This window comes from Bradyrhizobium sp. 142, assembly GCF_023074015.1.
In the GTDB taxonomy this organism is placed as follows: Bacteria; Pseudomonadota; Alphaproteobacteria; order Rhizobiales; family Xanthobacteraceae; genus Bradyrhizobium.
Window position 1 is genome coordinate 13,334 of sequence record NZ_JADPKQ010000167.1, and the last position, 25,170, is coordinate 38,503.

The 25,170-nt window shown below is 62.9% G+C and carries 30 protein-coding genes; 1 reads left to right on the forward strand and 29 read right to left on the reverse strand.

Annotation, left to right across the window (positions count from 1 at the left end; all coding sequences use genetic code 11):
* Positions 1 to 2 precede the first annotated feature (2 nt).
* The 26 genes from secY to rpsL all read right to left on the reverse strand — a co-directional run bounded on the left by secY (position 3) and on the right by rpsL (position 15,384).
* On the reverse strand, positions 3 to 1,334 hold the full coding sequence (gene secY / locus IVA82_RS15480; RefSeq protein WP_247387516.1) for a preprotein translocase subunit SecY: 1,332 nt from the start codon (positions 1,332 to 1,334) through the stop codon (positions 3 to 5).
* Between the two features lie 150 nt (positions 1,335 to 1,484).
* Positions 1,485 to 1,970 (reverse strand): 50S ribosomal protein L15, encoded by a 486-nt coding sequence (gene rplO / locus IVA82_RS15485; protein ID WP_247387517.1) that lies wholly within the window; start codon positions 1,968 to 1,970, stop codon positions 1,485 to 1,487.
* Positions 1,971 to 2,045: 75 nt separating this feature from the next.
* On the reverse strand, positions 2,046 to 2,243 hold the full coding sequence (rpmD, locus tag IVA82_RS15490) for a 50S ribosomal protein L30 (RefSeq protein ID WP_148737839.1): 198 nt from the start codon (positions 2,241 to 2,243) through the stop codon (positions 2,046 to 2,048).
* A gap of 24 nt (positions 2,244 to 2,267) precedes the next feature.
* Positions 2,268 to 2,861 carry a 30S ribosomal protein S5 gene (rpsE, locus tag IVA82_RS15495; protein ID WP_148737840.1) on the reverse strand — a complete coding sequence of 198 codons (594 nt, stop codon included), beginning with the start codon at positions 2,859 to 2,861 and terminating at the stop codon, positions 2,268 to 2,270.
* 47 nt (positions 2,862 to 2,908) lie between these two features.
* Positions 2,909 to 3,271, reverse strand: a complete 363-nt coding sequence (gene rplR / locus IVA82_RS15500) for a 50S ribosomal protein L18 (protein ID WP_007603036.1) — start codon at positions 3,269 to 3,271, stop codon at positions 2,909 to 2,911.
* A gap of 11 nt (positions 3,272 to 3,282) precedes the next feature.
* Positions 3,283 to 3,816, reverse strand: a complete 534-nt coding sequence (gene rplF, locus IVA82_RS15505; protein WP_247387518.1) for a 50S ribosomal protein L6 — start codon at positions 3,814 to 3,816, stop codon at positions 3,283 to 3,285.
* Between the two features lie 16 nt (positions 3,817 to 3,832).
* Positions 3,833 to 4,231 (reverse strand): 30S ribosomal protein S8, encoded by a 399-nt coding sequence (gene rpsH / locus IVA82_RS15510; RefSeq protein WP_007603034.1) that lies wholly within the window; start codon positions 4,229 to 4,231, stop codon positions 3,833 to 3,835.
* 14 nt (positions 4,232 to 4,245) lie between these two features.
* Positions 4,246 to 4,551, reverse strand: coding sequence for a 30S ribosomal protein S14 (gene rpsN / locus IVA82_RS15515; protein WP_148737843.1), 306 nt, complete (start codon positions 4,549 to 4,551; stop codon positions 4,246 to 4,248).
* A gap of 46 nt (positions 4,552 to 4,597) precedes the next feature.
* Positions 4,598 to 5,155, reverse strand: a complete 558-nt coding sequence (gene rplE, locus IVA82_RS15520) for a 50S ribosomal protein L5 (RefSeq protein WP_148737844.1) — start codon at positions 5,153 to 5,155, stop codon at positions 4,598 to 4,600.
* A complete protein-coding gene (gene rplX / locus IVA82_RS15525; RefSeq protein WP_148737845.1) occupies positions 5,148 to 5,462 on the reverse strand; it encodes a 50S ribosomal protein L24 in 315 nt (104 codons plus the stop codon). Before rplX ends, rplE begins: the two co-directional genes overlap by 8 nt.
* Positions 5,462 to 5,830, reverse strand: coding sequence for a 50S ribosomal protein L14 (rplN, locus tag IVA82_RS15530; RefSeq protein ID WP_008549246.1), 369 nt, complete (start codon positions 5,828 to 5,830; stop codon positions 5,462 to 5,464). Before rplN ends, rplX begins: the two co-directional genes overlap by 1 nt.
* Before the next feature lie 83 nt (positions 5,831 to 5,913).
* Entirely contained in the window at positions 5,914 to 6,162 is a 249-nt protein-coding gene (gene rpsQ, locus IVA82_RS15535) for a 30S ribosomal protein S17 (protein WP_145660379.1), read from the reverse strand.
* A gap of 13 nt (positions 6,163 to 6,175) precedes the next feature.
* Complete coding sequence (gene rpmC / locus IVA82_RS15540; protein WP_247387519.1) at positions 6,176 to 6,382, reverse strand: 50S ribosomal protein L29; 207 nt, start codon at positions 6,380 to 6,382, stop codon at positions 6,176 to 6,178.
* Positions 6,383 to 6,387: 5 nt separating this feature from the next.
* The gene (rplP, locus tag IVA82_RS15545; RefSeq protein WP_027535296.1) at positions 6,388 to 6,801 is read right to left on the reverse strand and encodes a 50S ribosomal protein L16; all 414 of its coding nucleotides are present in this window, start codon (positions 6,799 to 6,801) and stop codon (positions 6,388 to 6,390) included.
* Between the two features lie 32 nt (positions 6,802 to 6,833).
* Positions 6,834 to 7,553, reverse strand: a complete 720-nt coding sequence (gene rpsC / locus IVA82_RS15550) for a 30S ribosomal protein S3 (protein WP_148737847.1) — start codon at positions 7,551 to 7,553, stop codon at positions 6,834 to 6,836.
* An 18-nt stretch (positions 7,554 to 7,571) separates the two neighbouring features.
* The gene (gene rplV / locus IVA82_RS15555; RefSeq protein WP_247387520.1) at positions 7,572 to 7,958 is read right to left on the reverse strand and encodes a 50S ribosomal protein L22; all 387 of its coding nucleotides are present in this window, start codon (positions 7,956 to 7,958) and stop codon (positions 7,572 to 7,574) included.
* 10 nt (positions 7,959 to 7,968) lie between these two features.
* Positions 7,969 to 8,247, reverse strand: a complete 279-nt coding sequence (rpsS, locus tag IVA82_RS15560) for a 30S ribosomal protein S19 (protein ID WP_008136357.1) — start codon at positions 8,245 to 8,247, stop codon at positions 7,969 to 7,971.
* Positions 8,248 to 8,259: 12 nt separating this feature from the next.
* Positions 8,260 to 9,093, reverse strand: coding sequence for a 50S ribosomal protein L2 (gene rplB / locus IVA82_RS15565; protein WP_148737849.1), 834 nt, complete (start codon positions 9,091 to 9,093; stop codon positions 8,260 to 8,262).
* 12 nt (positions 9,094 to 9,105) lie between these two features.
* A complete protein-coding gene (locus IVA82_RS15570) occupies positions 9,106 to 9,408 on the reverse strand; it encodes a 50S ribosomal protein L23 (protein WP_148737850.1) in 303 nt (100 codons plus the stop codon).
* Entirely contained in the window at positions 9,405 to 10,025 is a 621-nt protein-coding gene (rplD, locus tag IVA82_RS15575) for a 50S ribosomal protein L4 (RefSeq protein ID WP_011088150.1), read from the reverse strand. The genes IVA82_RS15570 and rplD overlap by 4 nt, the downstream gene beginning before the upstream one ends.
* Before the next feature lies 1 nt (position 10,026).
* Positions 10,027 to 10,743 carry a 50S ribosomal protein L3 gene (gene rplC / locus IVA82_RS15580; RefSeq protein ID WP_092294142.1) on the reverse strand — a complete coding sequence of 239 codons (717 nt, stop codon included), beginning with the start codon at positions 10,741 to 10,743 and terminating at the stop codon, positions 10,027 to 10,029.
* A 53-nt stretch (positions 10,744 to 10,796) separates the two neighbouring features.
* Positions 10,797 to 11,105: a 30S ribosomal protein S10 gene (gene rpsJ / locus IVA82_RS15585; RefSeq protein WP_002712302.1), complete on the reverse strand. Its 309-nt coding sequence runs from the start codon at positions 11,103 to 11,105 to the stop codon at positions 10,797 to 10,799.
* 85 nt (positions 11,106 to 11,190) lie between these two features.
* A complete protein-coding gene (gene tuf, locus IVA82_RS15590) occupies positions 11,191 to 12,381 on the reverse strand; it encodes an elongation factor Tu (RefSeq protein ID WP_129268061.1) in 1,191 nt (396 codons plus the stop codon).
* Positions 12,382 to 12,421: 40 nt separating this feature from the next.
* Positions 12,422 to 14,494, reverse strand: coding sequence for an elongation factor G (gene fusA, locus IVA82_RS15595; protein ID WP_247387521.1), 2,073 nt, complete (start codon positions 14,492 to 14,494; stop codon positions 12,422 to 12,424).
* A gap of 32 nt (positions 14,495 to 14,526) precedes the next feature.
* On the reverse strand, positions 14,527 to 14,997 hold the full coding sequence (gene rpsG, locus IVA82_RS15600) for a 30S ribosomal protein S7 (RefSeq protein ID WP_148737852.1): 471 nt from the start codon (positions 14,995 to 14,997) through the stop codon (positions 14,527 to 14,529).
* A 15-nt stretch (positions 14,998 to 15,012) separates the two neighbouring features.
* Positions 15,013 to 15,384, reverse strand: coding sequence for a 30S ribosomal protein S12 (rpsL, locus tag IVA82_RS15605; RefSeq protein ID WP_007603006.1), 372 nt, complete (start codon positions 15,382 to 15,384; stop codon positions 15,013 to 15,015).
* A gap of 639 nt (positions 15,385 to 16,023) precedes the next feature.
* On the opposite strand from rpsL, the gene IVA82_RS15610 reads away from it, so the two are divergent.
* Positions 16,024 to 16,584: an FAD-dependent monooxygenase gene (locus IVA82_RS15610; RefSeq protein ID WP_247387522.1), complete on the forward strand. Its 561-nt coding sequence runs from the start codon at positions 16,024 to 16,026 to the stop codon at positions 16,582 to 16,584.
* On the opposite strand, the gene IVA82_RS15615 is transcribed toward IVA82_RS15610, so the two are convergent.
* The 3 genes from IVA82_RS15615 to rpoC all read right to left on the reverse strand — a co-directional run bounded on the left by IVA82_RS15615 (position 16,506) and on the right by rpoC (position 25,113).
* On the reverse strand, positions 16,506 to 18,530 hold the full coding sequence (locus IVA82_RS15615) for an ABC transporter ATP-binding protein (RefSeq protein WP_247387523.1): 2,025 nt from the start codon (positions 18,528 to 18,530) through the stop codon (positions 16,506 to 16,508). The genes IVA82_RS15610 and IVA82_RS15615 overlap by 79 nt on opposite strands.
* Positions 18,531 to 18,663: 133 nt before the next feature.
* Positions 18,664 to 20,724 carry an FAD-dependent oxidoreductase gene (locus tag IVA82_RS15620; RefSeq protein WP_247387524.1) on the reverse strand — a complete coding sequence of 687 codons (2,061 nt, stop codon included), beginning with the start codon at positions 20,722 to 20,724 and terminating at the stop codon, positions 18,664 to 18,666.
* A 192-nt stretch (positions 20,725 to 20,916) separates the two neighbouring features.
* On the reverse strand, positions 20,917 to 25,113 hold the full coding sequence (gene rpoC / locus IVA82_RS15625) for a DNA-directed RNA polymerase subunit beta' (protein ID WP_148737856.1): 4,197 nt from the start codon (positions 25,111 to 25,113) through the stop codon (positions 20,917 to 20,919).
* Positions 25,114 to 25,170 lie beyond the last annotated feature (57 nt).

The following is a 25,170-nucleotide window of genomic DNA, read 5'->3' on the forward strand; positions in this document are numbered from 1 at the left end:
CCCTAGCGGCGGCGGCCTCGCAGCTTCGACTTCCGGATCAAGCCTTCGTACTGATGGGCAAGCAGATAGCCCTGCACCTGCGCCACCGTATCCATGGTGACGCTGACGACGATCAGCAGCGAGGTGCCGCCGAAATAGAACGGCACCGAGGCGTAGGAGATCAGGATTTCCGGAATCAGACAGACGATCGCGAGGTAGATCGCTCCGAGCACGGTGACGCGCGAGAGTACGTAGTCGATATACTCGGCGGTACGCTCGCCCGGACGGATGCCCGGAATGAAGCCGCCGTGCTTCTTCAGATTATCGGCGGTCTCGGTCGGGTTGAACACGATCGCGGTGTAGAAGAACGCGAAGAACACGATCAGTGCCAGATAAAGAATCAGGAAAAGCGGACGGCCGTGGCTGAGCTGGGTGTTGATCCACTGGAACCATTCGGGCCCATTGCCGGCGTTGAAATTTGCGACCGTGGTCGGCAACAGCAACAGCGAGGACGCGAAGATCGGCGGGATCACGCCGGATGTGTTGAGCTTGAGCGGCAGATGCGAGGACTGGCCCTCGAACATCTTGTTGCCGACCTGGCGCTTCGGATACTGGATCAGCAGCCGGCGCTGCGCGCGCTCCATGAACACGATGAAGGCGATCACGGCGACCGCCATGATGATGACGACCAGAATCAGGCCTGTCGACATTGCGCCCTGGCGGCCGAGTTCTAGCATGTTGGCGAGCGCAGCAGGCAGCTCCGCGACGATGCCAGAGAGAATGATTAGCGAGATGCCGTTGCCGATGCCGCGCGAGGTGATCTGCTCGCCCAGCCACATCAGGAACATGGTGCCGCCGGTCAGCGTGATTGCGGTGGAGAGGCGGAAGAACAGGCCGGGGTCGCTGACGACGTTGCCGGCCCCCTCGAGGCCGACCGCGATGCCATAGGACTGGAATGCTGCCAGGATCACGGTGAGGTAGCGGGTGTACTGGTTCAGCGTCTTGCGGCCGGACTCGCCTTCCTTCTTCAGCGCCTCGAGCTGCGGCGAGACTGTGGTCAGGAGCTGAATGATGATCGAGGCCGAAATATACGGCATGATGTTCAGCGCGAAGATCGCCATGCGGTGGATGCCGCCGCCGGCGAACATGTTGAACATGCCAAGGATGCCGCCCGCCTGCGAGCGGAACACCTGCTCCCAGATGTTGGGATCGATGCCGGGCAGCGGGATGTAGGTGCCGAGCCGATAGACCAGCAGCGCGCCCAGGGTGAACCAGATGCGCTTCTTCAGTTCGTCGGCTTTGGCGAACGCGCCGAAATTAAGGTTGGCTGCCAGTTGTTCCGCTGCTGAGGCCATCTTGGACTTTCTCCCGCCGCCTTTTGCGCCGTCATACCCGCGGCCGGGCGTACTTTAGCGGACGCCGGACATTATCTGGTGCTCGGCTTCGATAAGTCCATCGTCCCGCATGCGTAAAGGCCCGCGAGCCGCGGGCCAATGACGCAGTTGTTACGCCGCCTCGCCTTCTTCCTTGACGGGCGCGAGGATCTTCACCGAGCCGCCGGCCTTCTCAACCGCCTCAATCGCGGTTTTCGATGCGCCGTGCACTTCGATGTTGAGCTTGGCCTTGAGTTCGCCGCGGCCGAGCAGCCGCAGGCCGCCCTTGGCGCGCCGCAGCACGCCGGCCTTGACCAGGGCCTCGACGTTCACGACGCTGCCGGTGTCGATCTTCTTGGCATCGACCGCTTCCTGGAGCCGGTCGAGATTGATCTCGGCGAACTCGATGCGGAAGATGTTGTTGAAGCCGCGCTTGGGCAGACGGCGATGCATCGGCATCTGGCCGCCTTCGAAACCCTTGATGCGCACGCCCGAGCGCGCGGTCTGGCCCTTGCCACCGCGGCCGGCCTGCTTGCCCTTGCCCGAACCGATGCCGCGGCCGACGCGCATACGCTTCTTGCGCGAGCCGGCGTTGTCGGCGATATCGCTGAGCTTCATCGCCCTTCTCCTTGTTTCTTGCGCATGATCTCGGCCGAAAACCGGTACCCGCCTTTCGGGATCACGCGCTCTGTCTTACTTCTCGTCGACGATGCGGACGAGATGGTGAACCTTCTCGATCATCCCGCGAACCGCCGGGGTGTCCGGCAGCTCGCTGACGCGGCCGATCTTGTTGAGCTTGAGCCCGATCAGCGTCGAACGCTGCGAATGATGGCGGCGGATCGCGCTGCCGGTCTGCTCAAGCTTGATCGTCTTAGCGGCACTCTTGGCCATGGTGGTCTACTCCAAAAGCTTCCGTTAGTCGGCAGCCGCCTCGGCGTCGCCGCCGATGCGGCGGGCCTGCAGGGTGGACACCTTGATGTTGCGGCGGGCTGCGACCGAACGCGGCGAATCCTGGTGCTTGAGCGCATCGAAGGTCGCGCGCACCATGTTGTAGGGGTTCGACGAGCCGATCGACTTCGCCACCACGTCCTGGACGCCGAGCGTCTCGAACACGGCGCGCATCGGGCCGCCGGCGATGATGCCGGTACCGGCCGGCGCAGCGCGCAGGTAGACACGGCCCGCGCCATGACGGCCGGCGATGTCGTGGTGCAGCGTACGGCCCTCGCGCAGCGACACGCGGGTCAGGTTGCGCTTGGCGGATTCGGTTGCCTTGCGGATCGCCTCGGGCACTTCGCGCGCCTTGCCGTGACCGAAACCGGCGCGGCCCTTCTGGTCGCCGATCACGACCAGCGCGGCGAAGCCGAAGCGCTTGCCGCCCTTGACGACCTTGGCCACGCGGTTGATGTGGACCAGCTTGTCGACGAACTCGCTGTCGCGCTCCTCGCGCTGCTGGCGGTCACGTCCGCCGCGTTGATCGCGTCCACCACGTTGTTCGCGTTCAGCTGCCATGGTTTTTCCAATCCTTCAAAGGCTTACGCCTCAATCCTCAAATTCCGTTAGAAGCTCAGCCCGCTCTCACGCGCCGCGTCGGCCAGTGCCTTGACGCGCCCGTGATAGAGGTAGCTGCCGCGATCGAACACGACTTCCTTGACACCCTTCTCCGCAGCGCGCTCGGCCAGCAGCTTGCCGACCGCCTTCGCCGCATCGATGTCGGCGCCGGTCTTGCCGCCGTCGCGCATCGACTTCTCGAGCGAGGAGGCAGAGGCCAGCGTCTCGCCCTTGAGGTCGTCGATGACCTGGGCGTAGATGTGCTTGGACGAGCGGAACACCGACAGGCGCGGGCGGCCGCCACCGGAGCGGCGCAGCTTGAGCCGCACGCTCCGCTTGCGCCGGGCATTCGTAACCTTGGCTTTCGACATGACCGGCTCCGTTACTTCTTCTTGCCTTCCTTGCGGAAGATGAATTCGCCAACATACTTCACACCCTTGCCCTTGTAGGGCTCCGGCGGACGATAGGAGCGAATCTCGGCGGCGACCTGGCCGACGCGCTGGATGTCGCTGCCGGTCACCGTGATCTCGGTCGGCTTCGGCACGGTGATCGTGATCCCTTCCGGGATCGCGTAGACCACATCGTGGCTGTAGCCGAGCGCGAGCTGCAGGTTCTTGCCCTGCATCGCGGCGCGGTAACCGACGCCGGTGATTTCGAGCTTCTTCTCGAAGCCCTTGGTGACGCCTTCGACCAGATTCGCGACCTGGGCGCGAGCGGTACCGTACAGCGCCCGCGCGCGATTGGTCTCGTACCGCGGCTTGACCTTGACCTGGCCGCTATCGAGCTTCACCTCGACGTCGTCATGGACGACGAACTGAAGCTGGCCCTTCGGCCCCTTCATCTTGACGGTCTGCCCGTCGACGGTCGCGGTCACACCCGACGGCACCGCTACCGGCCTTTTGCCAACACGTGACATGGATCAAAAATCCTTCTCAGAACACCGTGAAGAGGACTTCACCGCCCACGTTCGCTTCGCGCGCACTGTGGTCGGCCATGATCCCCTTCGGCGTCGACAACACCGAAATACCGAGTCCGTTATTGACCCGCGGCAGGTTCTTCACCGAGGCGTAAACGCGGCGCCCGGGCTTGGAAACCCGCTCGATCTCGCGGATCACGGGCTCGCCGTCGAAATACTTCAGCTCGATCTCGATCTCGCTGCGCCCCGAGGAATGCTCGAGCGTGGCGTAACCGCGGATATAGCCCTCGGACTTCAGCACCTCGAGCACGTTCTCGCGCATCTTCGAGCCAGGCGTGGAGACCTTGTTCTTGGAGCGCATCTGCGCGTTGCGGATGCGGGTGATCAGATCGCTGATTGGATCGTGCGTAGACATCTAAACGACCCTCCTTACCAGCTCGACTTCACGAGGCCCGGGACCATGCCCTTGGAGCCAAGTTCGCGCAACGCGATACGGGACAGCTTGTTCTTGCGGTAGTTCGAGCGCGGACGGCCCGACAGCTCGCAGCGCAGACGAATTCGGGTTGCCGACGAATTGCGCGGCATCTCGGCTAGCTTCAGGGTCGCGGCGAACCGCTCCTCCATCGGCAGCGTCTTGTCGGCGATGATTGCCTTCAACCGTTCGCGCTTCGGGGCGGCGTTCTTCGCCATCCGCTTGCGCCGGTTGTTCTTCTCGATTGAACTCTTCTTTGCCATGCTTGGCTCCTGGGTATCCGCGTTTGAGAGGCTTTAGGTCAGCGTCTCACTGCCGGAACGGGAAATTGAAAGCGGTCAACAAGGCCCTCGCCTCGTCGTCGGTCTTGGCCGTGGTGCAGACGGTGATGTCCATACCGCGGGCCTCGGTGACCTTGTCGAAGTCGATCTCGGGGAAAATGATGTGTTCCTTGATGCCGAGCGAATAGTTGCCGCGGCCGTCGAAGCTCTTCGGGTTCAGGCCGCGGAAGTCGCGGACGCGCGGCAGCGCGACCGTCACCAGGCGATCGATGAACTCGTACATTCGGGCCTTGCGCAGCGTGACCTTGCAGCCGATCGGCTGGTTCTCACGCAGCTTGAAGGTCGCGATCGCGATGCGCGAATAGGTCACGATCGCCTTCTGGCCGGCGATCTGGGTCAGTTCGGCAGCGGCGTTCTCGGCCTTCTTACGGTCGTTGACGGAGTCGCCAACGCCCATATTCAGCACGACCTTGTCCAGCCGCGGAACCTGCATGACGTTCTCATAACCGAACTTCTCGGTCATCTCCGTCCGGATCTTCGCGTCATATTCCGCGCGCAGGCGCGGCGTGTAAGCGGTCTCAGCCATCGATCTCAGCTCCCGAGCTCTTGGCGATGCGAACTTTCTTGCCGTCCGCCAGAATCTTGAATCCGACGCGCGTCGGCTTTCCGTCCTTGCCGACATAGGCGACGTTGGACAATTGGATCGGCGCCTCTTTCGAGATGATGCCGCCCTCCTGGGCCTGCGTCTGCTTCTGGTGACGCTTGACCATGTTGATGCCGCGCACGAGTGCCGTGCCGGCGTCCGGGCGCACCTCGAACACCTCGCCGGTGCGGCCCTTGTCGCGGCCGGTCAGCACGATGACCTTGTCGCCCTTGCGGATCTTCGCAGCCATCACAGCACCTCCGGCGCGAGAGAGATGATCTTCATGTGGTTCTTGGCGCGCAGCTCGCGCGGCACGGGCCCGAAGATGCGGGTACCGACCGGCTCTGCCTGGTTGTTGATCAGGACGGCGGCGTTGCGGTCGAAACGGATGACCGAACCGTCGGCGCGACGGATGTCCTTGCGGACACGCACCACGACGGCCTTCATCACGTCGCCCTTCTTCACCTTGCCACGCGGAATCGCTTCCTTGATCGAGACGACGATGATGTCGCCGATCGTGGCGTAGCGGCGCTTGGAGCCCCCGAGCACCTTGATACACATGACACGGCGTGCGCCAGAATTATCGGCCACGTCGAGGTTGGTCTGCATCTGAATCATTGATGCACCTCGTCCTCTTCTATTTGCGCCAGCCTAGCCGGCGCTCAACATTTTCCCGAAGTCAGTCGGCCAGGGCCAACAGATCAGGCGCTTTTCTTGTGTTCGCCCCGGATCACGACCCAGCGCTTCAACTTCGAAATCGGCTTCGATTCCTCGATCCACACCATATCGCCCGGCTTGAACTCGTTGCTCTCGTCGTGCGCGTGGTAGTTCTTCGAGCGACGGATCGTCTTCTTGTAGATCGGGTGCGTGAAGCGGCGATCGACGCGCACAACGACCGTCTTGGCTGTCTTGTCGCTGACGACCACGCCCTGCAAAGTACGTTTCGGCATCTTCGTAAGCCTCTTACTTCTTCTTCGCGCGCTGCTGCGCGGCGATGGTCTTGATCCGGGCGATGTCGCGGCGTGCCTCGCGCAGGCGCGAGGTGTTCTCGAGCTGCCCGGTGGCGCGCTGGAAGCGCAGGTTGAAGCGCTCCTTCTTCAGGTTCAGGATGGCGTCATCCTGCTGGTCGGGGCTCAACGCGCGGACGTCTTCGATTTTCATCTGGGCCATGGCCATTACTCCGCAATGCGCTCAACGAAGCGCGTCTTGATCGGCAGCTTGGCGGCCGCCAGGGTCAGCGCTTCACGTGCCGTCTGGGTGTTGACGCCGTCGATCTCGAACAGCACCCGGCCCGGCTTGACGCGCGCGACCCACAGCTCCGGCGAGCCCTTGCCGGAACCCATGCGGACTTCGGCGGGCTTCTTCGACACGGGAACGTCGGGGAACACGCGGATCCAGACGCGGCCGGCACGCTTCATGTGGCGGGTCAGCGCGCGGCGGGCGGCCTCGATCTGGCGCGCGGTGACGCGCTCAGGCTCGGTCGCCTTCAGGCCGAACTGGCCGAACGCCAACGTCGCGCCCGAAGTCGCCACGCCGTGGATGCGGCCCTTATGCGCCTTCCGGAACTTCGTTTTCTTAGGTTGCATCATGGCTTCAAGCCCTCAAATTCTCTGTGCTGGCGTCAGGCCGCAGCGGTGTCACGGCGCTGCCGGCCGCCGCCACCACCGCCGGTGTCACCTTCGGCCATTCTCTTGTCTTGGGCCATCGGATCGTGCTCGAGGATCTCGCCCTTGAAGATCCAGACCTTGACGCCGCAGGTGCCGAAAGTCGTGAACGCGGTCGCAACGCCGTAATCGATGTCCGCGCGCAGCGTGTGCAGCGGCACGCGACCTTCGCGGTACCACTCCATGCGCGCGATTTCCGCACCGCCCAGACGACCCGAACAGTTGATGCGGATGCCTTCCGCGCCCAGACGCATCGCCGACTGCACGGCGCGCTTCATGGCGCGGCGGAACGCAACGCGGCGCTCGAGCTGCTGCGCGATCGACTCGGCCACCAGCGTCGCATCGAGCTCCGGCTTGCGGATCTCGACGATGTTGATGACGACGTCGGACGAGGTGATGTCCGACACCTTCTTGCGCAGCTTGTCGATGTCCGCGCCCTTCTTGCCGATCACCACGCCCGGACGGGCCGAGTGGATGGTGACGCGGCACTTCTTGTGCGGACGCTCGATCACGATACGGGCGACGGCCGCCTGCTTGAGCTCCTTGTGCAGGATCTCGCGGATCTTGACGTCCTCGTGCAGAAGCTTGCCGTATTCCTGCTTGCCGGCGAACCAGCGGGAATCCCAGGTCCGGTTGATGCCCAGACGCAGACCGATCGGATTGATCTTTTGACCCATCGTTTGCTCCTGCGTCCCTTAAGCCGCTGCTTCGGCTTCGACCTGACGAACAATGATCGTCAGCTGCGAAAATGGTTTGTAGACACGGCCCGAACGGCCACGGCCGCGCGGCGCAAATCGCTTCATCACGAGGCCGTTGCCGACGAAGGCCTGGGTCACGACGAGATCATCGACGTCCAGGTCGTGGTTGTTCTCGGCGTTGGCGATCGCCGATTCCAGGCACTTCTTGACGTCGACCGCGATCCGCTTGCGCGAGAACTGCAGGTCGGCGAGCGCGGCAGATGCCTTCCGGCCGCGAATGAGCTGGGCGACCAGATTGAGCTTCTGCGGGCTCACCCGCAACATCCGGGCGACCGCCTTGGCCTCGTTGTCGGCGAGGCTCCGTTCGCGCTTAGGTTTGCTCATCGTATAATCCTCAAGCCTTCTTGGCTTTCTTATCGCCGGAGTGGCCATGGAAGGTCCGGGTCGGCGAGAACTCGCCGAACTTGTGACCGACCATTTCCTCGTTGACCGCCACCGGCACGTGCTTCTGACCGTTGTAGACGCCGAAGGTCAGGCCCACGAACTGCGGCAGGATGGTCGAGCGACGGCTCCAGATCTTGATGACGTCGTGACGGCCGGACGCGCGCGCGGCATCTGCTTTCTTGAGCAGAGAGCCTTCGACGAACGGGCCTTTCCAGACTGAACGAACCATGTCCGGCGTTCCTTACTTCTTCCGCTTGTGGCGGCTTAGGAGAATGAATTTGTTGGTCGACTTGTTGGTGCGGGTCTTCTTGCCCTTGGTCGGCTTGCCCCACGGGGTGACCGGATGGCGACCGCCCGAGGTACGACCTTCACCACCGCCGTGCGGATGGTCGATCGGGTTCATCGAGACGCCGCGGTTGTGCGGGCGACGGCCCAGCCAACGCGTGCGGCCGGCCTTGCCGATCGAGGTGTTCATGTGATCCGGGTTCGACACCGCGCCGATCGTGCCGCGGCAACGGCCGTGCACCAGGCGCTGCTCGCCCGAGTTCAGGCGGATGATCACGTAGTCATGGTCGCGACCGACGAGCTGGGCGTAGGTTCCCGCCGAACGAGCGAGCTGGCCGCCCTTGCCGATCTTGGTCTCGATGTTGTGGATGATCGTGCCGACCGGCATGTTGCCGAGCGGCATGACATTGCCCGGCTTCACGTCGACGTAGTTGCCGGCGATGATGGTGTCACCAACGGCCAGGCGCTGCGGCGCCAGGATGTAGGCCTGCTCGCCGTCCTCGTACTTGATCAGCGCGATGAAGCCGGTGCGATTCGGATCGTATTCCAGCCGCTCGACGGTCGCGGGAACGTCGACCTTCTCACGCTTGAAGTCGACGGTGCGCAGCGTCCGCTTGTGACCGCCACCGCGAAAGCGCACGGTGATGCGGCCGGTGTTGTTGCGACCGCCCGAGGAGTGCTTGCCTTCGGTGAGCGCCTTGACCGGCTTGCCCTTGTAGAGCGCCGAACGATCGACCATGACCAGCTGGCGCTGGCCCGGCGTCGTGGGATTGAATGTCTTCAGTGCCATCGTCGTAGGACCTTACAGACCAGTGGTCACGTCGATCCGATGACCCTCTTCGAGGGTCACGATCGCGCGCTTGGTGTTCGACTGCGAGCCGAGATTGCCGCGGAAGATCTTGGTCTTGCCCTTGCGGACCAGCGTATTGACGCTCTTGACCTTGACGTCAAACAGCTTCTCGATCGCTTCCTTGATCTGCGGCTTGGTCGCCTTCGAGGCCACCTTGAACATGACCTTGTTGTGCTCGGACGCCAGCGTCGCCTTTTCGGTGACGACCGGAGCGACGATCACGTCGTAGTGGCGAGGCTCGATGTTCTTCGTCATTTGAAGCGCGCCTCCAGCGCATCGATGGCGGCCTTGGTCAGAACGAGCTTCTGACGGCGCAGGATGTCATAGACGTTGATGCCCTGGATCGGCAGCACGTCCATGTTCGGGATGTTGCGGGCCGCGGCAGCAAAGCCGTTGTTGAGCTCCGCGCCATCGATGATCAGCGCGTTGGTGAGCCCGAGGCCCGAGAAGTGACCGAGCAGCGCCTTGGTCTTGGCGGCTTCCAGCGCGGCTTTGTCGATCACCAGGAGATCGCCGTCCTTGGCCTTGGCCGAGAGCGCATGCTTGAGAGCAAGCGCGCGGACCTTCTTCGGCAGGTCGGTCGCGTGCGAACGCACCACCGGACCGAAGGCACGGCCGCCGCCGCGGAACTGCGGCACGCGGGCCGAGCCGTGACGAGCACCGCCGGTGCCCTTCTGCTTGTACATCTTCTTGCCGGTGCGCCAGATCTCGGCGCGGCCCTTGGCCTTGTGGGTACCGGCCTGGCGCTTGTTGAGCTGCCACTGCACGCAACGCGCAATGATGTCCTGGCGCGGCTCAAGGCCGAAAATGGCGTCGGAAAGCTGGACCGAGCCGGCTTCCTTGCCCTCGAGGGTCGTGACCTTCAATTCCATCTCACGCACCCTCCTGCTGGGCCGCAGCCTCGGCTTCGCCGCCCGCAACCTTGAACTTGCCGGGCTTCGGAGCTTCCTTCGGCAGCGGCTTCTTGACGGCGTCGCGCACGCGGATCCAGCCGCCCTTGGAGCCGGGAACGGCGCCTTCGACGAGGATCAGGCCGCGCTCGACATCGGTCTGGACGACGCGAAGGTTGAGCGTGGTGATGCGGTCGACACCCATGTGGCCGGGCATCTTCTTGTTCTTCCAGGTCTTGCCGGGATCCTGACGGCCACCGGTCGAACCGATCGAGCGGTGCGAGACCGACACGCCGTGGGTGGCGCGCAGACCGCCGAAGTTCCAGCGCTTCATGCCGCCGGCAAAGCCCTTACCGACCGAGGTGCCGGTGACGTCGACGAACTGGCCGACGACGAAGTGATCCGCGAGGATTTCGGCGCCGACGGGGATCATGGCATCCGCAGAGACGCGGAACTCCTCGACCTGCCGCTTCGGCTCGACCTTGGCGACCGCGAACTGGCCGCGCTCAGCCTTGGGCATGTAAACGGTCTTGCGGCTGCCAGAACCAAGCTGGAGCGCGACGTAACCGTTCTTCTCTTCGGTGCGGTGGCCTACGACCTGGCAATTGCCGAGCTTCAGCACGGTCACGGGGATATGTTCGCCGGCCTCTGTAAAGACCCGCGTCATCCCGACCTTTTGTGCGATCACTCCGGAGCGCATCGGCGTGCTTCCTGTTCTTTCTGTCCGCAAGTCGCGAACGTGATCCAAAAATCTTAGAGCTTGATCTCGACGTCGACACCGGCGGCCAGATCGAGCTTCATCAAAGCGTCGACGGTCTGCGGGGTCGGATCGACGATGTCGAGCAGGCGCTTGTGAGTGCGCATCTCGAACTGCTCGCGGCTCTTCTTGTCGACGTGAGGCGAACGGTTGACGGTGAACTTCTCGATGCGGGTGGGCAGCGGAATGGGTCCGCGAACCTGCGCGCCGGTGCGTTTCGCCGTGTTCACGATCTCGCGGGTCGACGTATCGAGAATACGATGGTCGAACGCCTTGAGACGGATACGAATATTTTGGCCGTTCATTGCCGTGTCTTTCTTAGTGAGTGGCGAGTAGCGAATAGCGAATGGATTTCATCCACTCGCCACTCGCCATTCCCTATTCGCTTGATTACTCGATGATCGAGGCGACGACGCCGGCGCCGACGGTACGGCCGCCTTCGCGGATCGCGAAGCGGAGCTTCTCTTCCATCGCGATCGGCACGATCAGGTGCACTTCCATCGCGATGTTGTCGCCCGGCATCACCATCTCGGTGCCTTCCGGCAGATGCACGACACCGGTCACGTCGGTGGTGCGGAAGTAGAACTGCGGACGGTAGTTGGTGAAGAACGGGGTGTGACGACCGCCCTCTTCCTTGGTGAGGATGTAGGCCTCGGCCTTGAACTTGGTGTGCGGCTTGACCGAACCCGGCTTCGCCAGCACCTGACCGCGCTCGACGTCCTCACGCTTGGTACCGCGGAGCAGTGCGCCGATGTTGTCGCCCGCCTGGCCCTGGTCGAGCAGCTTGCGGAACATTTCGACCCCGGTGACCGTGGTTTTCTGGGTCGCACGCAGACCGACGATCTCGATTTCCTCGCCGACCTTGACGATGCCGCGCTCGACACGGCCGGTCACGACGGTGCCGCGGCCCGAGATCGAGAACACGTCTTCGACCGGCATCAGGAACGGCTGGTCGATCGGACGCTCCGGCTGCGGGATGTACTCGTCGACGTTCTTCATCAGCTCGAGGATGGCGTCATGGCCGAGCTTCTTGTCGGAATCTTCGAGAGCGGCGAGCGCCGAGCCCTTGATGATCGGGATCTTGTCGCCCGGGAATTCGTACTTCGAGAGCAGCTCGCGGACTTCGAGCTCGACGAGCTCGAGCAGTTCCGGATCGTCGACCATGTCGCACTTGTTGAGGAACACGACGAGCGCGGGAACGCCGACCTGGCGGGCGAGCAGGATGTGCTCGCGGGTCTGCGGCATCGGGCCGTCAGCGGCCGACACGACCAGGATCGCACCATCCATCTGGGCGGCGCCGGTGATCATGTTCTTCACGTAGTCGGCGTGGCCGGGGCAGTCGACGTGGGCGTAGTGGCGGTTCTTGGTCTCGTACTCGACGTGCGCCGTCGAGATCGTGATACCGCGCGCCTTCTCTTCCGGCGCCTTGTCGATCTGGTCGTACGCCGTGAACGTCGCACCGCCGGTCTCGGCGAGGATCTTGGTGATCGCCGCGGTCAGCGACGTCTTGCCATGGTCGACGTGACCGATGGTGCCGATGTTGCAGTGCGGTTTGTTACGTTCAAACTTTGCTTTGGCCATTTGACTCTCCGTTCAATCGTCAGTTCGAGACCGACGACAATCAGGCAAACTTCTTCTGGACTTCTGCCGACACGTTCGCCGGCGCTTCTGCGTAGTGGTCGAATTGCATGGTGAAGGTTGCGCGACCCTGGCTCATCGAGCGCAGGTTATTCACGTAACCGAACATGTTCATGAGCGGCACCATCGCGTTGATGACGTTGGCGTTGCCGCGCATGTCTTGACCCTGGATCTGACCGCGCCGGGAATTCAGGTCGCCGATGACCGAGCCGGTGTAGTCTTCCGGGGTCACCACTTCGACCTTCATGATCGGCTCGAGCAGGACGGACTTGCCCTTCTGCAAGGCTTCGCGGAATGCAGCACGCGAAGCGATTTCGAAGGCGAGCGCCGACGAGTCGACGTCGTGATACTTGCCGTCGACGAGCTGGACCTTGACGTCGACCACGGGGAAGCCCGCGACGACACCGGAGCCCATCACGCTGTTGAGGCCCTTTTCGACGCCGGGGATGTATTCCTTCGGCACCGCGCCGCCGACGATCTTGGACTCGAACTCATAGCCCTTGCCAGGCTCGTTCGGCTCCACGATGATCGTCACTTCGGCGAACTGACCGGTACCGCCGGTCTGCTTCTTGTGGGTGTACTTGACTTCGGCCTTCTTGGTCACGCGCTCGCGGAACGCCACCTGCGGCGCGCCGATGTTCGCATCGACCTTGTAGGTGCGCCTGAGGATGTCGACCTTGATGTCGAGGTGGAGTTCGCCCATGCCCTTGAGGATGGTCTGGCCGGACTCCTGGTCGGTCGACACGCGGAAGGACGGATCCTCCGCGGCGAGCTTCGCCAGCGCCACGCCCAGCTTCTCCTGGTCGGCCTTCGACTTCGGCTCGATCGCGATCTCGATGACCGGCTCGGGGAATTCCATCTTTTCGAGGATCACCTGCTTGTCGGGATCGCACAGCGTGTCACCGGTGCGCGCTTCCTTCAGGCCGGCCAGCGCGACGATGTCGCCGGCATAGGCTTCCTTGATGTCTTCGCGGTTGTTCGCATGCATCAGCAGCATGCGCCCGATGCGCTCCTTCTTCTCGCGCGTCGAGTTCACGACGCCGGTGCCGCTCTGCAGGACACCCGAATAGATGCGGCAGAAGGTGATGGTGCCGACGAACGGATCGTCCATGATCTTGAACGCGAGCAGCGCGAGCGGCTCCTTGTCGTCGGCCTTGCGCACGATCTCGTTGCCGCGGTCATCGGTGCCCTTGATCGCAGGCACGTCGATCGGCGAAGGCAGATAGTCGACCACCGCGTCGAGCAGCGGCTGCACACCCTTGTTCTTGAAAGCCGAGCCGCACAGCACGGGATAGAACGCACCGGTCAGCACCGCCTTGCGGATCAGGCGCTTAAGCGTCGCTTCGTCCGGCTCGTTGCCGTCGAGGAAAGCGGCGAGCGCATCGTCGTCGAGCTCGACGGCGGCTTCCACCATCTTCTCGCGGTATTCCTTGGCCTGATCGACGAGATCTTCCGGGATGTCGACATAGTCGAACTTCGCGCCGAGCGATTCATCGTTCCAGACGATGCCCTTCATCTTCACGAGGTCGACGAGACCCTTGAAGTTGTTCTCGGCGCCGATCGGAAGCTGGATCGCGATCGGCTTGGCACCGAGGCGGTCGACAATGTCGGCCAGGCACTTGAAGAAGTCGGCGCCGGTCTTGTCCATCTTGTTGGCGAAGACGATGCGCGGAACCTTGTACTTGTCGCCCTGGCGCCAGACCGTCTCGGTCTGCGGCTCGACGCCCTGGTTGCTATCGAGCACGCAGACGGCGCCGTCGAGCACGCGCAGCGAACGCTCAACTTCGATGGTGAAGTCGACGTGGCCGGGAGTGTCGATGATGTTCAGGCGCTTGCCGGCCCAGAACGCGGTGGTCGCAGCCGAGGTGATCGTGATGCCACGCTCCTGCTCCTGCTCCATCCAGTCCATCGTCGCGGCACCTTCGTGCACTTCGCCGATCTTGTGGCTCTTGCCGGTGTAATAGAGGATGCGCTCGGTCGTCGTGGTCTTGCCGGCGTCGATATGCGCCATGATACCGAAGTTGCGGTAGTCCTCGATGGCATGTTGGCGGGGCATGGGCGTTCCTTGCGAGTCCGTTGGCTTCGCTGTTACCAGCGATAATGCGAGAAGGCGCGGTTGGCTTCCGCCATGCGGTGCACGTCTTCACGCTTCTTGACGGCGTTACCCCGGTTGTTCGACGCGTCCAGGAGCTCCGCAGAGAGCCGCTCGGTCATCGTCTTCTCGTTGCGCTCGCGCGCAGCCGAGATCAGCCAGCGAATGCCCAGCGCCTGCCGGCGCACGGAGCGAACTTCGACCGGAACTTGATAGGTCGCGCCACCGACGCGGCGGGAGCGCACTTCGATCGTCGGCATGACGTTCTCGAGTGCCTGCTCGAACACGCCGAGCGGGTTCTGCTTGGTCTTGGATTCGATGAGGCCGAGCGCACCGTACACGATGCCTTCGGCAACCGATTTCTTGCCGGCATACATCACCGAGTTCATGAACTTCGTGATGATGATGTTCCCGAACTTCGGATCGGGAAGGACTTCGCGCTTTTCCGCTGAGTGGCGACGAGACATGGAGGTGATTCCCGCTTACTTCGGACGCTTGGCGCCGTACTTCGAACGGCGCTGCTTACGGTTCTTGACGCCCTGGGTATCCAGAACGCCGCGGAGGATGTGGTAGCGCACGCCCGGCAAATCCTTGACGCGGCCGCCGCGGATCATGACCACCGAGTGCTCCTGGAGGTTATGGCCCTCACCAGGGATGTAGCCGATCACCTCGAAGCCGTTGGTCAGGCGCACCTTGGCGACCTTACGAAGGGCCGAGTTCGGCTTCTTCGGCGTCGTGGTGTAGACGCGCGTGCAAACGCCGCGCTTCTGCGGCGACTGCTGCAGCGCCGGCACCTTCTTGCGCGACTTCTGCACTTCCCGCGGTTGTGCGATCAGCTGGTTGATCGTCGGCATCCTGGCCTTCACCCTTTTTCTGCCGCGGCCCGTCGCCGGGTCCGCAAATTCGTTCCGGACTACCCGTCCGAGGGGCCGCCCTGCACGGAGCAATCCGCACAAAGCGAAATTGCGCCTACCGCCCCATCACCGAGCGGAAAGCGTTTCGACGCACAGAGGACCGCAGGCTTTGGACCGATCGGCGAAAACGCCGCAGTCCGCGCACCGAGGTCATGCATCCGAGTTCGATCTCAAGAGAAAGTGCTCAAGAGAACTAAAATCGCCTGGCATTGCCTAGCTATGAGCGACAGCGTTTGAGCGGCATTCGTCGAGGTTGGTGCCCGTCCTGCGATCCCTAGAGGATCAAACGGGTGGCCCGTTCCGACGCTGGCGATGCTCACCGCCTGTCGTTAAGTGAGGCGCTTTCTATAAGTGGGAGTCGATCAAGTCAAGGCGAAACGACGCGCACAAAGCGCTTCCCGCGCCTGGAGCAAATCGCCGCTTGGGCGCCTCTCCGTGTCTTCCGGATATGGGAACGAAGCGCCTGCTCCGCCATGCCGAGCAATTTATACCCGGGAGAAATATACTTTTATAACCAACGCTAAGGCTTTTTTTTCCTGCTGATGCGTCAAACTGCCCTTTTGGGCAGAGTTTAGCGCCATGCGGTACACCGATATTGCCATTATCGGCGGGGGCCTTTCCGGCTCGACCGCCGCCGCGATGCTCGGCCGTGCCGGTATTTCGACCGTGCTAATCGACCCGCATGAGATCTATCCGGCCGATTTTCGCGTCGAAAAACTTAGCGGCCAGGTGCAGGTCGAGCGATTCTTGAAGACCGGGATCGGAGAATCGGTGCTGCGCCGCGCGACATTTGCCGGCGAGAACTGGATCGCGCGATTCGGCCGCCTGCTCGACAAGGCACCGAGTCGGCAGTTCAACAACGTCTATGATTCGCTGGTCAACGCCGTACGTGACGAAATCTCCGAGACGGAATTCGTGACGGTAGAAGGTCCTGCTCGCCAACGGCGCGGGGGCGAAGGCGTTCGACCTCCGCTCAGCTGGGCGCGCTTCATCGCCTGGTCGGCTCAGGGGCTGCTGCGGCCGCTTGGAGGAGCGTTGCATATCGAGCCGAACTTCCTCGGTCATTCCTCCTCGTCCTCGTCCTCATCATCCTCGATATTGTCGTCTTCATCGTCATCGTCGCTGTCGTCGTCGGCATGAGCGGCGGCGCCATGCGGCTGGTGGGTCTGGTCGTCCCACAGCTTGCGATAGGTGCCGTTCTTCGCCAACAGCTCGGCATGCGAGCCGCGCTCGATCGCCCTGCCCCCTGAAATCACGATGATCTCGTCCATCTCGACCACCGAGGTCAGGCGGTGGGTCGACCAGATCATGGTGCGGCCCTTGGCGACCTTCAGCAATGTTCGGTTGATCGCGGCCTCCGTGGTCTGGTCCAGCGCCGAGGTCGCCTCGTCCAGGAGCAGCACGGAGGGATTGCGGATGATCGCGCGCGCGATCGCGATGCGCTGGCGCTGGCCGCCCGACAGGGTATCGCCGCGCTCGCCGACCGGCGTGCCGTATCGCTGCGGCAGACTCATGATGTAGCGGTGGATCTCGGCTTTCTTGGCGGCCTCCTCCACCTCTTCGTCGGTGGCGCCCTCCTTACCGAGGCGGATGTTCTCGCGGATAGACATGTTGAACAGCATGTTCTCCTGGAACACGACCGCCATGCTCCGGCGTAGCGAGTCCAGCGTCACCTTGCGGACATCGACGCCGTCGATGGTGACGCGCCCCTCGTCCGGCACGTAGAGCCGCAGGATCAGGTTGAGAAGCGTGCTCTTGCCGGAGCCGCTCGGACCGACGATGGCGATCCGCTTGCCGACATCGAGCTTGAGGCTGAGATTGTCCAGTACCGGAGTCTGGCTGCCTTCGTACTGGAACGTCACGCGGTCGAAGGTGATATCATGGGTAACCCGCGGCAAATCCGGCGCGCCGGCGCGATCGGCGCCGCGAGTCGGCTCGTCGAGCAGCTCCTGGATGTGACGGATCGCGGCAGCCGAGGAGATCGAGACCGGGACGAAATGCATCACATGGGCGATGTTGTAGGAGACTTCCCAGAACGCGCTCTCGAAGGTGACGAAGGTGCCGATGGTGATCTGGCCCTTGGTTGCGAGATAGGCGCCGATCGCCAGCACGACGAGGTGCAGGAGCAGGACCGAGATGGTGACCGTCCGCTCCACCATGGTCGAGAGGAACGCGGCCGAGGCGATCTTCCTGCGGGTCTCGTCGTTGCGGAAGTTGAAGAAGCCGAACATCCTGCGTTGCAAGCTGAACGCCTTGATCACGGCCTGCGCCGCCACGTTCTCCTGCACCATGCCGAGCAGCGCGGACTCGTTGAGCTTCTGCTCGTAGTTCGCCTGCACCGCCTTCGGCGTGAGCATCCGCGGGCCGATCAGGGTGATCGGAAACACCAGCAGTGCGACCACCGCAAGCTGCCAGTTCAAAAAGAACATCAGGATGATGCCGGCGATCAACTCCAGGAACGGCAGCGCCGCACTGTTGGCAAACGTCTTAACCGAGCCTTCGAAGGCCGAGAGGTCGACCGAGAAACGCGACAGGATCTCGCCGCGCTTGGTGCGGCCGAAATAGGCCGCTGGCAGGTCTTGAACGTGCTCGAACAGGCGCTTGCGCACGTCGGAAATGATGCAGGCAGCTAACCGCGCGTCCCAGCGCTCGTACCAGACCGCCACGATCGATGTGAAGATGCCGGCGGCCGCGAGCACGCCGAGGATCTTGTACAGGGCCTGGAAGTCTTCCTCACCCAGTGCGTCGTCGATCAGGTATTTCAGGCTGAGCGGCATGATGACGTTGAACAGCGTCTCGATGACGACGCCGAACCCCACGAATGCCAGCATTCGCTTGTAGTTCGTCAGATAAGGTTTGACGAAACCCAGGATGGTCGCAAGCGCGCCGGCGGCTTCGCGCGCGGTAAAGACGACGAGGTCCTCGTCCTCATCGTCGTCGTCGAGCTCCAGTTCGTCGTCCTCGCCCTCGTCGTCCCCGTCGTCTTCCAGCTCGGGCTTGTCACCGGCGGCGAGCTTGTCCTTGAGCTCAGCCGCCTCTTCCGCAGCGAGCTTCTGTTTGTCGGGCGAAAGAGGCTTGGACGCCATGAAACCAACCGATGCTGACGGCCGGCATGACCGCAGAGAAAGCAGGGAAATAGCGCAGAGCCGCTATCGCACCGATTCTATGCGATCGGGATCAATTCGGCAAAGCAATTGGCGAATCCATCCGATCCTGCGGCTAGTCGTCGTCCTCGTCATCGACCTTGTCGAAGAAGGAATAACGCAGGCTGTCTGCGTCGGCATACCACTGGCCCGGGCCCTTGTTGGCGGCGAGCGTCGCCTCCCAGAGCGCATCGGTGCAGTCCTTGCGGTGCATCGACAGATCGAAGCCGTTGCCGAAGAAAAGTTCCGACCATTCCCACCAGGTGCCGAGCTTCTTGACCCCGCGCAACAGGTCGTAGCGGTCGATCAGCGCAGGCGCCATGTCGGAGGTGATCGAGCCGAACATGAGTCCGGTCTTGACCACGCGGTTCAACTCCCGGATCGCGCGAACCACCTGTTTCGGGGAAACATGGCAGAGGCTGGTCTCGAACACGAAATCGAACGCATCGTCCTTGAACGGCATGTCGAGGATCGAGCCGAGCTTGTTGTACTTCTTCAGCGCCTTCGGCGTCTTGGCGTGGATGGCCCGGTTGTTCTCGACGCCCCAGGCGTCGATGCCGCGCTCCCGCAGCGCGCCAACCAGCTCGCCGCTGGCCGAGCCCGCGACCAGCAGCTTGGCGCCCGTGGCCTTGCCCCAGACGATGCCAATGAGATTCATCAGGTAGTCGGGATCGGTGAATTCGCGCCACGCCTCGCTATAGGGGCCGAGGCCGCGATAGTTTTCGAAATAGTCGCGGTCGATCTTGTCAGAGATAGGCTTGTCGCCCTGCGAACGCGCGCGGCGCAGCCGCATCATCTCGCTCAGGATGATGTCGGTCGCCGCATCCGAGGAGTCGAGCAGGCCGTTCAGCGTGGAGTCGAACAGATAGTCGCCGACCAGCACGATGCCGGGGTGCTCCTTCGGGTCGGGCCGATGATTGGTCATGACGTCGCGCACGGGCAGACCGCCCGGAATCGCGTTCACCGACGACAGCCAGCGGTGGATCTTGCCTTCCATGAAATGCGCGCGCGCATCACCGAGCGAAACCGGCAGCGATTTCAGCGCGGCGTCGATCAGCTCCTGGTCCGACAGGTTGGCGAAGGCCAGCGCATCGGAGCCGGGAATGAGCCAGTTCAGGACGCCGTGCTTGCCGACATCGTGGCGCGCGCCCTCGTTATAGATGCAGCAGCCGCCGAAGGCTTCCGACATGAACCAGGCGCCGGAAATCCTGTCACCCCAGAACGGCGTGTCGAACAGGATCGAGACGCGCAGATAGTGCGCCGGACGATCGAAATAGGACACGTGCTTGACCATTGACTTGCGGAGCTGCTCGCCCTCCCAGCCGACGGTCGCGAGCCATGAATGCGGCAGGCAGACCAGCACGAGGTCGAAGTCGCGCGTCTCCGGCCCCTTGCCGTTCATCATCTTGAGCTGATAGCGGCCGCTCGGCGCCTTGCCCACGGTGAGCACGCGGTGATCGAGCTGGATGTCGGCGTTGACCTCGGACTGGAGGCACTCGATGATCTGCTCATTGCCGTTCTGGATGGAATAGAGGCCGATATAGCCGTCGACATCCATCAGGTAATTCTTGAGCGCGTTGAGTCCGTTGGTGTTGTGGCTCTCGGTGGCGATATCGGAGCGTGCCATCACCTTGAAGAAGCGTTTTGCGGTCTCGTCCTCGACCTCCTCGTCGAGCACCTGCGCGGCGGTCTTGTAGGCCCAGGGGTTCTCGTTGTCGTGCGCGCCGACGCCTTCGTAATATTCGATCGGCGACATCTGCTCGGCGCAGCTCTTGCGGAACGCCTCGATCGCAGCCGCGGTCTTGGCACCGTATTTGCGGCGCATGCCGGCCACGTCGTCGAGCAGCTCGCCACCGAACTGAACCTGTTCCGCGTCCATCGGAATCGTCTGCAAACCGAAATGCTGGATCAGCTCGCGCAGCGGGTCGGGTCCGGTCATCGAGTAGTCGTAGATCTCGGCAACGCCGGCCTCATACATGGCGGGCGCGGAATCGAATTTGCGCGTGACGATCTTGCCACCTAGTCGGTCGGACGCCTCATAGATGGTGACGCGGCAGAGGTCGCCGAGCTTGCGCTTCAGGTACCAGGCGCTCATCAGCCCGCCGGGGCCGCCGCCTACGATTGCAAGATCAAGCATGTGAGTTCCGTGGTCTCCGGCCCTGCCCCTGCCACGGGACCACCGGTCTAAGCTCCCTTAGCAGAAGCCCTTTCCAGCCTGAAGGAAAGATGAACAAAGGTTGATCCTGCATCGCAACAAGCAAACAAAGCAGCAAAAAGGCCGGCTTGCGCCGGCCTTTTCATTGTCCTCGGTATTCCTACGGATGAACCATCATTCCGCGGGCGGCAGCGCCATCGGCTCAACTTCCGGCGCCGGCGGCACGACGGCCGCCTGCTTCTCGCGCTCGTCGAGAATCATCTTGTCGCGCTTCACGGCGACTTCGCGGATCTTGGCCATGGATGCGCCGGTGCCTGCCGGGATCAGCCGGCCGACGATGACGTTCTCCTTGAGGCCCTCGAGCGGATCGACCTTGCCGTTGACCGCCGCTTCCGTGAGGACGCGGGTGGTCTCCTGGAACGATGCCGCCGAGAAGAAGGAGCGGGTCTGGAGGCTCGCCTTGGTGATGCCGAGCAGAACCGGCGTTCCCGTGGCGATCTTCTTGCCCTCTTCCTTGGCCTTCTCGTTGAGCTGGTCGAACTCGATCTTGTCGACCTGCTCGCCCGAGATCATGTCCGTGTCGCCCTGGTCGGTGACTTCCACCTTCTGGAGCATCTGACGGACAATCACCTCGATGTGCTTGTCGTTGATCAGCACGCCCTGGAGCCGGTAGACCTCCTGGATCTCGTTGACCAGATAGGCCGCGAGCTCCTCGATGCCCTTGACCGCCAGGATGTCGTGCGGTGCTGGGTTGCCTTCGACGATGAAGTCGCCCTTTTCGACGATGTCGCCGTCCTGAAGGTGGATGTGCTTGCCCTTCGGGATCAGGTACTCGCGTGGCTCGTCGGTCTTGTCCATCGGCTCGATCGAGATGCGACGCTTGTTCTTGTAGTCGCGCCCGAACCGGATGGTGCCCGCGATTTCGGCGATGATCGCCGCATCCTTCGGACGCCGTGCCTCGAACAGTTCCGCCACCCGCGGCAGGCCGCCGGTGATGTCACGCGTCTTGGCACTTTCGGTCGAGACACGGGCGAGGATGTCGCCCGCCTGGACCTTGGCACCGACGTCGACCGAGAGAATGGCGTCGACCGACAGCATGTAGCGGGCATCGCCGCCACGGGCGAGCTTGAGCACCTTGCCGTCCTTGCCCTTGACCACGATGGCCGGACGCAGGTCCGCGCCGCCGCGCTGCGAGCGCCAGTCGATGACCACGCGCTTGGCGATACCGGTGGCTTCGTCCAGCGTTTCCGAGATCGACTGCCCCTCGACCAGATCCTCAAAGCCGATGGTGCCTTCGACCTCGGTGAGAAGCGGACGGGTGTAGGGATCCCACTCGGTGATGCGCTGGCCGCGCTTGACCGTGTCGCCTTCGTCGACATGCAGGCGCGAACCGTACTGGATACGGTGCGTCGCACGTTCGGTGCCGTCGGCATCGACGATCGCCACCACCATGTTGCGCACCATTGCAACCAGGTGGCCTTCGCTGTTACGCGCGATGGCCTTGTTCCTGATCACGATCTTGCCGTCGAAGTTGGATTCGACGAACGATTGCTCGTTGAGCTGCGCCGCACCGCCGATGTGGAAGGTGCGCATGGTGAGCTGGGTGCCCGGCTCGCCGATCGATTGCGCCGCGATCACGCCGACCGCTTCGCCGTGGTTGACCGGCGTGCCGCGGGCGAGGTCGCGGCCGTAGCACTTGCCGCAGATGCCGTTGACGAGCTCGCAGGTCAGCGCCGAGCGGATCTTCACCTCCTGGACGCCACCCTGGTGGATCGCATCCAGATGGCTCTCTTCCATCAGTGTGCCGCGCTTGATGATGACCTTGCCCGAGCTGTCACGCACGTCTTCGCAGGCCGTGCGTCCGAGGATGCGCGAGCCGAGCGAAGCGACCACGGTGCCGGCATCGACGATGGCGCGCATCTTGATGCCGAGCTTGGTGCCGCAATCGTCCTGCGTGATGATGCAGTCCTGCGCGACGTCGACCAGACGACGGGTCAAATAGCCGGAGTTCGCGGTCTTCAACGCCGTGTCCGCGAGGCCCTTGCGGGCGCCGTGGGTCGAGTTGAAGTACTCGAGCACCGAGAGGCCTTCCTTGAAGTTCGAGATGATCGGCGTCTCGATGATCTCGCCCGACGGCTTGGCCATCAGGCCGCGCATGCCGGCGAGCTGGCGCATCTGGGCCGGCGAACCGCGCGCACCGGAGTGCGCCATCATGTAGATCGAGTTGATGTCGGCATCCGCTCCACTCGCGGTCTTCTTGGTGGAGGAGATCTCCTTCATCATCGCCTTGGCGATTTCCTCGGTCGCCTTCGACCAGGCGTCGACGACCTTGTTGTACTTCTCGCCATGGGTGATCAGACCGTCGTTGTACTGCTGCTCGAAATCCTTCGCCAGCGTACGGGTAGTGTCGACGATCTTCCACTTGGAGTGCGGCACGACCATGTCGTCCTTGCCGAACGAAATGCCGGCCTTGAACGCGTTATAGAAGCCGAGCGCCATGATGCGGTCGCAGAAGATCACCGTCTCCTTCTGGCCGCAGTGGCGGTAGACCTGGTCGATGACGCCGGAGATCTCGCGCTTGGTCATCAGCTTGTTGATGATCTCGTACGAAATCCTCGGGTTCTTCGGCAGGAGGTTGCCTAGCATGACGCGACCAGCAGTCGTCTCGATCCAGCGCGTCGAGACCTTGCCGGTCTCGTCCATGCCCTGCCACCGGTACTTGATCTTGGTGTGCAGGTGGATGACCTTGGCGTGCAGGGCATGCTCGAGCTCGGCCATGTCGCCGAACCTCTTGCCCTCGCCGGGCAGACCTTCCCGCATGACCGAGACGTAATACAGACCGAGCACGATGTCCTGCGACGGTACGATGATCGGCTGGCCGTTCGCCGGATGCAGGATGTTGTTGGTCGACATCATCAGGACGCGCGCTTCCAGCTGCGCCTCGAGCGACAGCGGAACGTGCACGGCCATCTGGTCGCCGTCGAAGTCGGCGTTGAACGCGGCGCAGACCAGCGGGTGAAGCTGGATCGCCTTGCCCTCGATCAGGACGGGCTCGAACGCCTGGATGCCGAGACGATGCAGTGTCGGCGCGCGGTTGAGCAGCACCGGATGCTCGCGGATCACCTCGTCCAGGATGTCCCAGACCTCGGGCCGCTCCTTCTCGACCAGCTTCTTGGCCTGCTTCACAGTCGTGGACAGACCCTTGGCGTCAAGCCGCGAATAGATGAACGGCTTGAACAGCTCGAGCGCCATCTTCTTCGGCAGGCCGCACTGATGCAGGCGCAGCTCGGGACCGACCACGATCACCGAACGGCCCGAATAGTCGACGCGCTTACCGAGCAGGTTCTGACGGAACCGGCCCTGCTTGCCCTTGAGCATGTCGGCGAGCGACTTCAGCGGACGCTTGTTGGCACCCGTGATGACGCGGCCGCGGCGGCCGTTGTCGAACAGCGCATCGACCGCCTCCTGAAGCATGCGCTTCTCGTTGCGGATGATGATGTCGGGCGCACGCAGCTCCATCAGCCGCTTCAAGCGGTTGTTGCGGTTGATGACGCGGCGGTAGAGGTCGTTGAGGTCCGAGGTCGCAAAGCGGCCGCCGTCGAGCGGCACCAGCGGACGCAGATCCGGCGGGATCACCGGAACCACGGTCAGGATCATCCATTCCGGCTTGTTGCCGGAGTGGCGGAACGCCTCGACGATCTTCAGGCGCTTGGCGAGCTTCTTGTGCTTGATGTCGGAGTCGGTCTCGTGCATCTCCGCACGCAACGACAATTCGAGCTTCTCGAGGTCCATGCCCTTGAGCAGCTCGCGGATCGCTTCCGCGCCGATCATGGCGGTGAAGGAGTCCTGGCCGTACTCGTCCTGCGCCTTCAGATACTCGTCTTCCGACAGCAGCTGACGGTCCTTCAGCGCGGTGAGGCCCGGCTCCAGCACGACGTAATATTCGAAGTACAGGATGCGCTCGAGATCCTTCAGCGTCATGTCGAGCAGGAGGCCGATGCGCGAGGGCAGCGACTTCAGGAACCAGATATGCGCGACGGGGGCTGCGAGCTCAATATGGCCCATGCGCTCGCGCCGGACGCGCGACAGCGTGACCTCGACCGAGCACTTCTCGCAGATGATGCCCTTGTACTTCATGCGCTTGTACTTGCCGCACAAGCACTCGTAATCCTTGATCGGCCCGAAGATGCGCGCGCAGAACAGGCCGTCGCGCTCGGGCTTGAAGGTGCGGTAGTTGATGGTCTCCGGCTTCTTGATCTCGCCGTACGACCAGGACAGAATCTTCTCGGGGCTCGCGATCGAGATCCGGATCTGGTCGAAGACCTGAGCCGGTGTCGTCGGATTAAAGAGATTCATAATTTCTTGGTTCATCGTCTTCTCCTCGCGTGCCGGTCGCCTTCGGCAGCAAATTCGAAAATCACACTGCGG